This window comes from Lentzea sp., assembly GCF_035525475.1.
Lineage (GTDB): Bacteria > Actinomycetota > Actinomycetes > Mycobacteriales > Pseudonocardiaceae > Lentzea.
This window is the reverse complement of record NZ_DATLEC010000047.1, coordinates 14,021-26,179: the sequence shown is the minus strand read 5'-3', so window position 1 is coordinate 26,179 and position 12,159 is coordinate 14,021. Positions and strand designations below refer to the sequence as shown.

General features: G+C 72.0%; 14 protein-coding genes. 8 read left to right on the top strand and 6 right to left on the bottom strand.

What is annotated here, in order from left to right; all coding sequences use genetic code 11:
- The first annotated feature begins 9 nt into the window (after nucleotides 1–9).
- Nucleotides 10–396, top strand: coding sequence for a cupin domain-containing protein (locus VM306_RS07970; RefSeq protein WP_325512530.1), 387 nt, complete (start codon nucleotides 10–12; stop codon nucleotides 394–396).
- On the opposite strand, the gene VM306_RS07965 is transcribed toward VM306_RS07970, so the two are convergent.
- A complete protein-coding gene (locus tag VM306_RS07965) occupies nucleotides 393–1,109 on the bottom strand; it encodes a thioesterase II family protein (protein WP_325512528.1) in 717 nt (238 codons plus the stop codon). The genes VM306_RS07970 and VM306_RS07965 overlap by 4 nt on opposite strands.
- A 35-nt stretch (nucleotides 1,110–1,144) precedes the next feature.
- Between VM306_RS07965 and mmsB the strand changes: the two genes are divergently transcribed.
- Nucleotides 1,145–2,059 (top strand): 3-hydroxyisobutyrate dehydrogenase, encoded by a 915-nt coding sequence (gene mmsB, locus VM306_RS07960; protein ID WP_325512526.1) that lies wholly within the window; start codon nucleotides 1,145–1,147, stop codon nucleotides 2,057–2,059.
- 68 nt (nucleotides 2,060–2,127) lie between these two features.
- Nucleotides 2,128–2,355, top strand: a complete 228-nt coding sequence (locus tag VM306_RS07955) for a hexameric tyrosine-coordinated heme protein (RefSeq protein WP_325512524.1) — start codon at nucleotides 2,128–2,130, stop codon at nucleotides 2,353–2,355.
- A 30-nt stretch (nucleotides 2,356–2,385) separates the two neighbouring features.
- On the opposite strand, the gene VM306_RS07950 is transcribed toward VM306_RS07955, so the two are convergent.
- Genes VM306_RS07950 through VM306_RS07940 form a run of 3 tightly spaced genes read right to left on the bottom strand, consistent with a single transcriptional unit; the run spans nucleotide 2,386 to nucleotide 4,825 of the window.
- Nucleotides 2,386–3,054 carry a carboxylesterase family protein gene (locus VM306_RS07950; RefSeq protein ID WP_325512622.1) on the bottom strand — a complete coding sequence of 223 codons (669 nt, stop codon included), beginning with the start codon at nucleotides 3,052–3,054 and terminating at the stop codon, nucleotides 2,386–2,388.
- Between the two features lie 11 nt (nucleotides 3,055–3,065).
- Complete coding sequence (locus VM306_RS07945; RefSeq protein WP_325512522.1) at nucleotides 3,066–3,908, bottom strand: carboxylesterase family protein; 843 nt, start codon at nucleotides 3,906–3,908, stop codon at nucleotides 3,066–3,068.
- Nucleotides 3,909–3,913: 5 nt separating this feature from the next.
- Nucleotides 3,914–4,825, bottom strand: coding sequence for an MBL fold metallo-hydrolase (locus VM306_RS07940; protein WP_325512520.1), 912 nt, complete (start codon nucleotides 4,823–4,825; stop codon nucleotides 3,914–3,916).
- A 101-nt stretch (nucleotides 4,826–4,926) separates the two neighbouring features.
- Between VM306_RS07940 and VM306_RS07935 the strand changes: the two genes are divergently transcribed.
- Nucleotides 4,927–5,808: a helix-turn-helix transcriptional regulator gene (locus VM306_RS07935; protein ID WP_325512518.1), complete on the top strand. Its 882-nt coding sequence runs from the start codon at nucleotides 4,927–4,929 to the stop codon at nucleotides 5,806–5,808.
- Nucleotides 5,809–5,890: 82 nt separating this feature from the next.
- Here VM306_RS07935 and VM306_RS07930 read toward each other — a convergent pair whose 3' ends face one another.
- On the bottom strand, nucleotides 5,891–6,235 hold the full coding sequence (locus VM306_RS07930; protein ID WP_325512620.1) for an STAS domain-containing protein: 345 nt from the start codon (nucleotides 6,233–6,235) through the stop codon (nucleotides 5,891–5,893).
- A gap of 79 nt (nucleotides 6,236–6,314) precedes the next feature.
- Nucleotides 6,315–8,372, bottom strand: coding sequence for a hypothetical protein (locus VM306_RS07925; protein WP_325512516.1), 2,058 nt, complete (start codon nucleotides 8,370–8,372; stop codon nucleotides 6,315–6,317).
- Nucleotides 8,373–8,623: 251 nt separating this feature from the next.
- Here VM306_RS07925 and VM306_RS07920 point away from each other — a divergent pair, with 251 nt between their 5' ends.
- The 4 genes from VM306_RS07920 to VM306_RS07905 are packed head-to-tail and all read left to right on the top strand — an operon-like array spanning nucleotide 8,624 to nucleotide 12,150.
- Nucleotides 8,624–9,241, top strand: coding sequence for a DJ-1/PfpI family protein (locus VM306_RS07920; RefSeq protein ID WP_325512514.1), 618 nt, complete (start codon nucleotides 8,624–8,626; stop codon nucleotides 9,239–9,241).
- Nucleotides 9,242–9,255: 14 nt separating this feature from the next.
- Entirely contained in the window at nucleotides 9,256–10,245 is a 990-nt protein-coding gene (locus VM306_RS07915) for an ABC transporter substrate-binding protein (protein ID WP_325512512.1), read from the top strand.
- 1 nt (nucleotide 10,246) lies between these two features.
- Entirely contained in the window at nucleotides 10,247–11,323 is a 1,077-nt protein-coding gene (locus VM306_RS07910; RefSeq protein WP_325512510.1) for an iron ABC transporter permease, read from the top strand.
- Nucleotides 11,320–12,150, top strand: coding sequence for an ABC transporter ATP-binding protein (locus VM306_RS07905; protein WP_325512508.1), 831 nt, complete (start codon nucleotides 11,320–11,322; stop codon nucleotides 12,148–12,150). Before VM306_RS07910 ends, VM306_RS07905 begins: the two co-directional genes overlap by 4 nt.
- The last annotated feature ends 9 nt before the right edge of the window (nucleotides 12,151–12,159 follow it).

Below are 12,159 nucleotides of genomic sequence, written 5' to 3'. Positions count from 1 at the left end.
GGATCCACCGTGGAATTCATCAGCTCGAACGCCCTGCAGGAGATTCCCCCTCTGCCGCAGCGGTACCACGAGCACTTCACCGGCACCACGGCTCTGCGAGAGCTGACCGTGGGCGCCCCGCCCGACGAGGCCAGCGTGCTGCTCGTGCGGTTCGAACCCGGCGCCCGCAACAGCTGGCACCGGCACACCGGCGGTCAGCTGCTGTTCGTCACCGAGGGGGAGGGCTACGTGCAGTCGCGCGGCCAGGAACCCGTCGTCGTGCGGGCGGGTGACGCGGTCGCCTGTCCGCCCGACGAGGACCACTGGCACGGCGCGACGCCGGACGGGCCCGGCATGACCCACCTCGCCGTCACCTACGGCAAGATCGTCTGGTTGGAGCCGCACGACCAGGCCTAGACGGCCGAACGAGCCGTGCGCAGCAGTGCGGCGATCTCCTGGGGTTGGCGCTCGGGGAAGAAGTGGTCGCCGTCCAGCGCCACGACTTCACACCGGGCGGTGGTCTCCGCGGCCCACGCGACCGCGTCCCGCGGCGGGGCGTCGGGGTCCTGGGTGCCGGCCAGCACCAGGATCGGGATCTCGATCGGCGGACGCTCCACCAGTGGCCACGTCTCCACGAGCCGCAGGTCGGCGCGCAGCAGCGGCAGGACGATGCGGCGCAGTTCCTCCACCTCGAACGGTTCCGCTGCCGCGCCCAGATCGACCATGGAGGCGACCAGGGCGTCGTCGGAAAGCTCGTGACGGCGCGGCAGCGCACTTCTGAGGCTGGGCGCCTGACAGCCGGAGACGACCAGCAGCGACGGATCGGAGATCGCACGGGCGGTCTCGTACGCGATCAGGCCGCCCATGCTGTGCCCGAACAGCACGCACGGTCCGCCGATCAGTTCGTCGAGGGCCGCGGTCACCTCGTCGAGAACGGCCCGTGCGTCGGCCAGCGGCGCCTCCCGCAGGCGCCGGCCGTGGCCGGGCAGCTCGACCGCGTACACCTCGGTCCCCGGCCCCAGCGCGGACGCCAGGGGCCGGAACCAGCCCGAACCGCACCCCGCCGGTGGGAAGCACACCACCGGTGGACCGCCGTCGCCGCCCGAGCAGAGCTTCACCAGCACGTTCACGTGATCATCCTATGCAGCAAGGAGAAACGTCGACAATGACCACGGACACCTCACCGCGTGTGGCCTTCATCGGCCTGGGCACGATGGGACGGCCGATGGCGAGCCGCCTGCTCTCCGCAGGATGGAGACTCGCGGTCTACGACAAAGATCTCGCGGCGATGCAACCGCTTCTGGACGCGGGAGCGCGCGGCGCGGCCTCACCGCAGGACGCGGCCCGCGACGCCGCGTTCGTCATCACCATGCTGCCGAACAGCCAGCACGTCCTGGACGCCACCACGGGCCAGGACGGCGTGCTGGCCGCGGCCTCGCCGGGCAGCGTCCTCATCGACATGAGCACGATCAACCCGATGACGAGCCGGAACGTCGCGACGGTGGCGCGGGCCAGGGGAGTGGCGGTGCTCGACGCCCCCGTCAGCGGGTCCAGCCAGGGAGCCGCGGACGGTTCCCTGACCATCATGGTCGGCGGCGGCGCCGACGTGCTCGACAGGAGCAGGGAGCTGCTGTCCGTGCTGGGCGCGCGGATCATCCACTGTGGAGGGTCGGGCATGGGCTCCACGGTGAAGCTGGCCAACCAGGTCATGGCGGCGACCTCGATGGTGGCCGTGGCGGAGAGCTTCCGGCTCGGCCAGGCCCTCGGGGTCGACCCGCGGCTGCTCTACGACGTGAGCACCACCAGCTCCGGCGACAGCTGGTCGTTGCGCACCCGCCCGCCGGTGCCGGGCGTGGTGGACAGCAGTCCGGCCGACCACGGCTTCCGGCCGGGGTTCAAGGGCGACCTCATGCGCAAGGACCTCGACCTCGCGCTGAGCGCGGCCGCGAGCGTCGGGCTCGACCTGCCCCTGGCGTCCGCGGTGCACGACCTGTACGCGCGTCTGGGCACGTCCGGCCTGGGGGACAGGGACTTCTCCGCGGTCATCGACGTGCTGCCCCGCCGAGCCGACGGCAGCTGATCCCCCGGACAGCCTCGACAGAGGAACTTCGCGCTGATCGTCAGCGCGAACCAGATGAGGAGACACCGATGGAACTGGTACCCGGCAACACCCTGATCACCGCCACCCCTGAGGAAGGACGCGCTCTCGCCGTCAAACTCGCCAGGCTGATCGTGAAGGCGACCCAGCCGGACGCGGACGTCCGTCAGCGCCTGAGGCTCGTCTACGCGGAGGACCACCACAGCCTGATCGCCATCGCTCAGGTCGTGGCGACGGAGTACGCCACCATCGCGGCGGCGAACGACTACTGGCGCTGAGGAACGGCGCCCGCGCGCTCTGCGGACCGATCAACGACGCACTGGCGTCTTCGGGCGGATCGCGGCAGTGAGGCCGGCGGAACGGTTCCACACCTGCCGTTCCGCCCCGCGCGGGTCGTCGACGGTGTCGCTGTCCACGTCGAACCGCATGGTGGCGCGCCGGTCCGCGGTGTAGCGCGGCCAGCCGGGATCTCCGGTGCGGGCGAAGCGGACCCGGCTGTCGTGGACCCGCGTGACGAGGGACGCCGGTGGCTCGTCGTCGCCCAGCAACCGGTTCGGTCCGCGTAGCGCGGGGAGATCGGTCCGCCCGAACACGAACGGGAGCTCGACCGAGTGCGTGGCACCGAGCTGTCCGTCGAGCGCGGGCGAGCGCCAGGCGAACTCGTAGGCGAACGTGGCCTCGCCAGAGCCGGCGTGCGCCTCGGTCAGCGCCCAGGTGCCCGCACCGAACAGGGCGTCTGCCAGGACGGCGGAACGGATCTCCCCGTCGGTGGCGGTGGGCCGCTGTGCGCGATAGGTCTCGACCAGCCGCACCGGGTCGGGGTGCGCCTTCGCCGCCAAGGCCTCGACGTCGGCGCTGGTCGAGCCGGCGTACGTGCCGAACGGGACCAGGTAGAGGTTGCCCTCCTCGGTGTTCCTGCCGATGAGGAGGTCGGCCCCGGCGGCGATCGCGTCCGCCGGTTGCTTGTCGAGGACCAGGCTGAACGGGCTCAGCCCGACCAGCGGATCGGTGTGCGTCGCGGTGTGCAGGTCGATGCCCGCGAGCCGTGACGCCGTCTCGGCGAGCCGTTCGTCGGAGATCTCCGCGAAGGCGTCGGCGGTCGCCCCGATGCCGAGGAGCCCGGCGGCGGCGTGGGTGACGAGGGACGCCTGCTCGGAGGAGAAGGCGCCCAGGCCGTTTCACTTTGGACGATCGCGCGCCGGAACAGACCGGCGGCCTCGGGCGTGGCCAGCAGCCCGCTGACGACGGTGGCTCCCGCGGACTGGCCGAACACCGTGACGGTGCCGGGATCGCCGCCGAAACGGGCTATGTTCTCCCGCACCCAGCGCAGGGCCGCGACCACGTCGAGCAGGCCGCGGTTGGCGGGTGCGCCGGGGAGGTCGAGGAACCCGGCGATGCCGAGGCGGTAGTCGACGGTGACGAACACGACGCCGTCACGGGCGAACGCCGACCCGTCGTACAGCTCGGCGCGGCCGGATCCCGCGACGAACCCGCCGCCGTGCACGAACACCGTGACGGGCAGGCCGGTGGCCGCGGGGCCGGTGGCCGCGGGGCCGGGGGTCCGGACGTTGACGGTGAGGTAGTCCTCGCCGCGGTGCCAGCCTTCACCGAAGTAGGCGCTCGGGTCCATGCTGCCCAGCACGCGCCGCGCCTGCGGAGCGGTGGGCCCGAACCCGGTCGCGTCGCGAACATCGTGCCACGGCTCGTGTTCCGCGGGCGGCGCGAACCGGCCGGCACCGGAAGGCGGTGCGGCGTAGGGGATGTCGCGGAAAACGGCGGTCCCGTCCTGGCTCAGCCCGCGCACGGCGCCTCGGGTGGTGACGACCTCCACCCGCCTCACCTCTCCTCGTACGGGGAGAAGGGCGCCCAGTCCTTGATGCCGAACGTGCCTCCGTCGTGGACGACCTCCACGGCGCCCCCGCCGGGGAAGTGCGCAGGGAACACGAGGGTGCCGGTGTCCGCGGCCTCACCCAGGATCCTGCGGCGGGTGGCGCGGGCCTCGGCGGGGTTCTCGCAGAAGCAGCTGTTGGCGTCCGGTTCGAGGACCTGCACCGGGGTGTGCATCAGGTCGCCCACGAACACCGCGCGGTCGGTGCCGGAGGCGAGGGTCAGGACGCTGCTGCCCGGCGTGTGGCCGGGGGCCGGTTCCAGGCGCAGGTGGGCGTCGATCCGGTGGCCGTGCTCCCACAGCCGGGTCAGGCCGGCCTGGTGCACGGGGGCGACGCTGTCCTCGAAGACGTTCTGGTTGCCGCGGCCGAGCACCTGCGCCCTGTTGTTCGCGGGGTTCCAGAAGTCGAAGTCGTCCTTCGGCATCAGGTAGGTGGCGTTGGGGAAGGTCGGCACCCAGGCGCGGTCCTCGAGACGCGTGTTCCAGCCGACGTGGTCGACGTGCAGGTGGGTGTTGATGACGACGTCCACGTCCTCGGGGCGGACGCCGGCGCGGGCGAGGTTGTCCAGGAAGTCCGTGTCGAGGTGGCTCCAGACCGGCGAGTACGGGCGCTCCTTGCCGTTGCCGACCCCGGTGTCGACGAGGATCGTCCTGCCCTCGCTGCGCAGCAGCCAGGTCTGGATCGCGGCGCGCACGGTGCCGGTGGCCGGGTCGTGGAACTCCGGCACCAGCCACCCGGCCTGGTCCTCCCAGTCCTGCCGCGGGATGTCCGGGAAGAACTGCTCGGGCGTCAGCTCCACCGAGCCGTAGTACTCCCACACGCGGGTGACGGTGACCTCACCCAGTTCGATCGTGTCCATGCCGTCGATGCTGCGAACCCCGGCCGCGGGCAACCAGACCCGCTCCTGCCTACCACTGACGTGGTCAGGCTGGGCGTGGCCGGTGTGCGCATACTGGCCGTATGAGCGGACAGCTGGCCGAGTACCTCCAGGCCTGCCGGGCGCGGCTGCGACCGGAGCAGGTCGGCCTGTCGACCTACGGTGAACGGCGACGGGTCCCCGGCCTGCGCCGTGAGGAGGTCGCCGGTCTGGCCGGCGTGAGCGCCTCCTACTACGTCCGGCTGGAACAGGGCCAGGCGCTGCACGCCTCGCAGGAGGTGGTGGCGGCGCTCGCCCGCGCGTTGCAGCTCAACGCCGACGAGCACGCGCACCTGCGTGAACTGGCCCAGCCACGACGCCACCGCTCGGCCCCGAAGCCACCGGCCGAGCGCGTCTCGCCCGACACCGCCGAGCTCATCGCCTCCCTCGCCCAGCCGGCGATCCTGCTGGGCAGGCGCGGCGACGTGCTGGCGTGGAACCCGCTGGGCCACGCCTTCTTCGCCGGGCACCTCGACCACTCCAGCCCCCAGCGACCCGCGGACCGCCCGAACATGACCAGGCTGGTCTTCCTGGACGCGCACACCCGAGCCATGTACGAGAACTGGACGCTCAAGGCCCGTGCCGTGGTCGGCAACCTCCGCCTGACCGCCGGCAAGCACCCCGATGACCGCGAGCTGAGCGCACTCGTCGGTGAGCTGGCGACCAAGAGCCCCGAGTTCGCCACGATGTGGGCGGACCACCGGGTGCGCGCCTGCGCCAGCACCGCGCACCACATGCACCACCCCGTCGCCGGGGAGATCGTGGTGAAGCAGCAGACACTGCGCATCCCGCACGCCCCGGACCAGACGCTGACCGTCGTCACGGCGGACCCGGGATCACCCTCCCAGGCCGCGCTCACCCTGCTCGCCCAGGCCGTGGCGATGGGGCACGAGCAGCCGGCCGAGGAAGCCTTCTCGCCGCGCTGATCCTCCAGCCGCGGGTGGAAGCCACCACCGCGTTGCGCACGGCGTTACGGCAGGCGCTCGCCACCGAGGGCGAAGCCACTGCCTACCGCGAGCGCCGCAGCGCCTCGGACACGCTGGAGTAGAGCTCGAGCAGCTCGGTCAACGTGGTCGCGCGCAGAGCGCGCAGGACGCTCCCGGCCGGAGCCACCACCCGCAGCGGTGTGCCCTTCTCCGCGCCGCGCAGGTGGTACTCGACCAGCACCGAGAGACCGGACGAGGCCAGGAACGAGACGCCGGACATGTCCAGGACGACCGCGAGCCCGGCGCTGGCCGCCTTCTTGAAGGCCGCGGCCATGTGCTCGTGCAGGAGCGGTGCGGTGTAGGAGTCGACCTCTCCGGTGACCCGGAGGACCACCGCGTTCTCCTCGACCTCGGTCGTCGCTTCCATCGGTGTCACGCTGCCTCCATTCCACTCCGTCCCAGCCTGTCAGGCCGGCCGGACGTTGTCGATCACGACCACCCGCAGCTCATCCGGCGTCCGTGGGAACCTCCCTGAACCAGGAGAGCGCGACACGGACGCTGGACAGGGGGATTCCCGCGATGCCGATCGCGTAACGCCCGCGTTCGGCGGACCAGAGCCCGTGCGCCGGGCTGTCCTCGATCGGCGGGCCGACCGGCTCGGCGACGATCTCGGGCGGCCAGTCGGCCGGCACGGTGACCGACCTGAGCTCCTCCCACGGCAGGTACACCGGAGGTCGCACGCTGCCGGGCGGGAAGCAGGTCATGCCGGACGAGCTCAGGAGCAGTCGCTTGCCGCCGAGGGCGGTCGGCAGCCTGTTCAGCACCGCGTACAGGCCGAAGATCCAGAGCGGCAGGGCGAGCACCGCCCAGAACCCGCTCGCGAAGCCGGTCCAGCCGTACCAGCCCCACAGCGAGAGCCCGCCCACCAGCAGCCACGCGCACGCGAACCCGAGCCGGGAGCCCAGGCTCTGCCCCAACCACGTCTGGTCAGGAAGCCACGAGCCGCTCAGCGGCGCCAGGTCGTCGGCCATCCGGTGGTCGCGTGGCTCCGGTGGCGTGGCCCGGTCGTGCTGCGAGACCCACCTTCCCGGCGACTCGCGGTGGCGGCCGCCGGAGAAGTGCGTCAGCGCTGTGACCAGGTCGCGTTCGTCGATCCCCATGAACCGCAGGCCCGCGACCACGTACCGGTCCTCCTGCCAGAACCGCGTCCTGGAATCCGAGGACGGCGCCACCGGGAACACGGCCAGGCACTGGTCACCCGGTGCCGACACGATTTCGGTGGCGACGATCTCGGTCCACGGCCAACGCCACCCGTCGTGCTTCGAGGAGCGCAGCGACAGACCCGTTTCGTCGACCGTGAGGATGGGAGTGCCGGACGGGCGCAGCAGGGTTCGGAGCAGCCAGATCACCGTGATCACGCCGAGCACGGACCAGGCCGCGATCTGAAGCCACCGGGGCAGCCACTGCAGGACCGCGAACGCGAACGCCGTGGTCACGACCATCGTGGCGGTCAGTCCTGCCAACGCGGTGGCGTCGAACCGCGGTGCGGTGAACACCGAACACACCGGCGGCGGGACGGCGGGCGGATCGCGCAGTTCGTTCAGCAGCTGCCGGACCCTGCGCACGCGCCGCCCGATCGAGATCAGACTCAGCGGGCGCACCACACGCACGTGCCCGCTCCGGTCGAGGCGGAACAACGCGCCCTCGTAGCGGTACGGCGGCAGCGCGAGCCCGATCGTGGCCGCGGCCTCGACCGCGGCGTCCCAGTCACGCGCGTGGTCGAGGTAGTGCTCCGCGCTGTCGTACCGCCGCACGAACCCCGAGCCCAGGAACGGGTTGACCGAGTACCGCATCTGCGGGTCCTTCGGGAACTCCGGCATCACGAAGATCGTCTGGTCGAGCTTGCCGTGCTCCCGCAACCAGTTCATCTCCCACAGCGTGCCGGGATTCGCCGAGGGGATGATCACGACGAGCTCCGCCGCGTGGGCGAGCGCGGCCACCCCGCTCTGCCACCCGTCGTCGGTCAGCACCACCCGCCCGGCGCCGCTCCCGATGTCGCCGGGCCGTCCGGCCGCGATGAGCGGCATCTCCCGCCACAACGCCGAGTGGACGACCGTCTCCAGGTCCAGGTGGACGGGGAAACTGTCACCGCTGCCGACTCCGCCGCCCGTCGGCTGGCTGATCAGCCGGCGCGTGGTGCCGAACGCCCGCAGGTACAGCGCGAACCGCGGCGGCCGCGCCGCGATCACCGCCGCGGCGATCTCACGCGCCCGCCGGTCCCGCCGCTCCTGCGTCCTGCGCACGTCCCGCCGCGACGACCGGTACATCATCCAGCCGGGCAGCGTGAGCGCGGCGAACAGGAGCCAGCCCGACTCCGGGCCGTCCAGCCAGATCCACACCGCGAGCACCGTCGGGAACTGGCAGACCGACAGCAGCCACGTCCACGGCGACAGGCGCACCGGGTTGATCCGGCTGTACGCGATCGCCGATGCCAGGCCCGCCGGAACACCGACCAGCACGGAGAAGGTCGGCCACTGCGCGTACGTGGTCCAGTCCCACGGCATGCCGGAAGCCTGGTGCGCCGGGTGTTCCGGCGCGACCCGCCATTCGGGCGACCGGATCGCCCGTGTGAAGTGGAATTCCGGGCCGGGAACTGAACGCGGTCTCCCTCCGACTACTGGTCTGGGACGCGCTGGACCGCGCTCGTCGCGGTGGCGAGATCCGGGCGGATGTCGGCTTCGCGGCCACTTCCCCGCGCCGTGCCCCGACGATGATCATTGACGCCCCAACGGTCGCTGGTGGTGAGGAGGCTGGTGTGCGGGTCCGCATCGTCGTCTTCGACGGCATGGACGACCTGGACGTGGTCGGGCCGTACTCGGTGCTGGGCATGGCCGGACGGGCCGGGCTCGGCGTGAGCGTGGGCCTGACCGCGCTGGGAGGCCGTCCACATGCGACGACCGTCGGCGGGTTGCCGCTGCCTGCCGGACCTTGGGCGCCGCAGGACGCGGACGTGCTGATCGTCCCCGGTGGCGGCTACGCGTCGGGCGCGGCACCCGGAGTGCGTGCCGAGATCGCCGACGGCCGGTTGCCCGGCGCTCTGGCCGCGGCCGTGCGGCCTGATCTGGTGCTGGCGTCGGTCTGCACGGGTGCGTTGCTGCTGGCTGCCGCGGGGCTGGTGACCGGCCGGCCGTGCACCACGCACCACCGGGCTGTCGGTGACCTCGTGGCGGCGGGCGGGCGGCACGTCGAGGCGCGAGTGGTCGACGACGGTGACCTCGTCACGTCCGGCGGTGTCACCTCCGGGCTGGACCTGGCGCTGTGGCTGGTGGAGAGGTTCCGCGGGGCGGACGCGGCAGGAGTCGTGCAGCGCGCCATGGAGTACGAGCGCCGGGAACCGTTGTGGCTCGTGGAACCGGCAGGGACGACGAAGTGAGGGGCGGTCGCTCGATGAGGCGAGCAGTTCTGGTGTTGGCCGCGGTGGTGCCGTTGGTCGCGTGCGGCACGGCGAGCCCGTCGCCGGGGCCCGCGAACGCGGCGGTCACCGTGAAGGACTGCGCCGGCAAGGACGTCACGTTCGACAGGACACCGCAGCGCGTCGTCACGCTCGACGGCTATGCCGCGCAGACCCTCGTGCGGCTCGGCGTGGCCGACAAGATCGTGGGCACCGGCTTTCCCGCGCCGTTCAGCGTCGACACGGCGCCGCACGCGGAGCGGCTGGCGAAGATCCCGGTGCTCGCCGAACGGGTGCCGGTCACCGAGGTGGTGGCCGCGCAGCAGCCGGACCTGGTGCTGACGAGCTTCGAGTCGTTCGGCGGTCCGTCCGGCAGCCCGAAGGACGCCGACCTGGCCACGATGAAGGCCAAGGGCCTGACGTCGTGCCTGCGCGGCACGGCCAAGGCGGGAGGGAGCGCGCTGACCGATCTCGCGCCGACCTACGAGTACGTGCGCAAGCTCGGAACCGTCTTCGGGGTGCAGGACCGCGCCGAGCAGCTCGTCGCGGAACTGGAGGGGCGTGCCGGGGCGGTCGCCGCCAAGGTGTCGTCCGGCGCCAGGCCGAGGGTGCTCGTGTTGCAGGACAACCCGGTGGCCGGACAGCCGTTGCAGACCTCGGGCGCCGGCACGATCGCGCACGCCCTGATCTCCCTGGCGGGCGGGGAAAGCATCTTCTCCGACGTGTCGTCGATGCACGCGGAGATCTCGCCGGAGGAGGTCGTCCAGCGCGACCCGCAGGTCGTGTGGGTCATCACCGACTACACGTTCGCGAAGCTGAAGGGCCAGGAACTGGTGGCCGCGGTCAGGGCCAACCCGCTGCTCGCCGGCACCACCGCCGGCAGGCAGGGGAAGATCGTCTCGACCTCGCAGTACCTGGTGTCGTTCCCCAGCCCGCTCAACCTCGACGGCCTGGAACAGCTCGCGAACGCCCTGCACGCCGGCTGACATGACCACGACCCTCGAGAAGCCGTCCTCTTCGACGGCGGTGCGCACGAAAGCCCTGCCGTACCCCGTCCTGCTCGCCGCACTGGCCGCCGCGCTCGCCGGATCGACGCTGCTGGCCACCGGGGTGGGACCGGTCGGCGTGCCGGCCGGCGAGGTCGCCCGCATCCTGGCGCACCACCTGGGCGGCGGGGGAGACACCGGTGCCGCCGCCGACCTGATCGTGTGGCGCATCCGCTTCCCCCGCGTGCTGCTCGGCGCCGTCGTGGGCGCCGGCCTCGCCCTCGCGGGCGCCGTGGTGCAGGGCGTCGTGCGCAACCCCGTCGCCGACCCGTACCTGCTCGGCCTGTCCCACGGCGCGTCGGTGGGAGCGGTGCTGGTCCTGACGACCGGCGCCTCGGTGCTCGGCGCGTTGACCCTGCCGGCGGCGGCGTTCGCGGGCGCGACGGCCGCGATGGCGGTGGTGCTCGTGATGGCCCGGCACCGCGGCCGGTTGCTGCCGATGCGGCTGATCCTCGTCGGGGTCGCCTTCGGCCACCTGTTCGCCGGGGTCACCTCGTTCATGCTCGCCCGCACCGACTCCTCCGCCGCCCAGCAGCAGATCATCTTCTGGATGCTGGGCGGGCTGTCCGGCGCGCGGTGGGCCACACTGCCGGTCACCGCCACCGTCGTCGCCGGCGTAACGGTGCTGCTGCTGTTGCGGGCACGCCGGTTGAACGCACTCGTCCTGGGCGAGGAGGCGAGCGCCGCCCTCGGCGTCAACGCGAGCAGGCTGCGCTGGTACCTGCTGATCCTCACGACCCTGCTGACCGGCACGGTCGTGGCGGTGTCGGGCGGAATCGGCTTCGTCGGCCTGATCGTGCCGCACCTGGCGCGCATGCTGGTCGGCGCCGACCACCGGCGCATGCTCCCGGTCACCGCGCTGCTGGGCGCCCTGTTCCTGCTGTGGGCCGACGTGGCGGCCAGGATCCTGATCGCCCCGGCCGAGCTCCCGATCGGCATCCTCACCGCGTTCCTGGGCGTGCCTTTCTTCCTGCTCGTCATGCGGGCCCGCGGCCTCGCCACCCAGGAGAACGCATGAGACTGGACCTGAACGCCGTCTCAGTAGTGCTGGGCGGACGCCCGATCCTCGACGAAGTCAGCCTGACCGTCCACTCCGGACAGTTTGTGGCGCTGGCCGGACCGAACGGCAGCGGCAAGTCCACCTTGCTGCGCACCATCTACCGGGCACGGCGCCCCGACGGGGGAACCGTCCGAGTGGACGGCCGCGACCTGTGGTCGGTACCCGCAGCGGAAACCGCACGGCACATAGGCGTGCTGATGCAAGAACAGCACACCGGCTTCGAGTTCACCGTGGCCGAAACCGTCGCACTGGGACGAACCCCGCACCTGGGCCTGTTCGACCGCCTGACCAGCACCGACCACGAGGCGATAGACGACGCCCTGAACCGCGCCAACCTGACCGCGTTCACCCACCGCCGAGTCGGCGACCTGTCCGGCGGCGAACGCCAGCGCGTCCTGCTGGCCCGCGCTCTGGCCCAGCAGCCGAGCTTGCTGGTTCTGGACGAACCCACCAACCACCTGGACCTGCGCCACCAGCTGGACCTGCTGGAACTGGTCCGCGACCTGGGCGTCACAGTCGTAGCCGCCCTGCACAGCCTCGACCTGGCAGCCGCGTACGCGGACACCGCGGCCGTCCTGAAGGACGGCCGCTTGATAGCGCACGGCCCACCAAGAGACGTCCTGACCCCGGAAACGATCGGCACGGTGTTCGGAGTGGACGCCACCGTCCACCACGAAGACGGATCAACCAGGTTCGTCCTGCGCCCACGCTGCGTCTGCCCGGACAGCTGCCACTGGAGCTGCCGCGCCCGCCGCAGAACCGAGGCCGGCGCAGATGCCCGCTGACCCGCACGT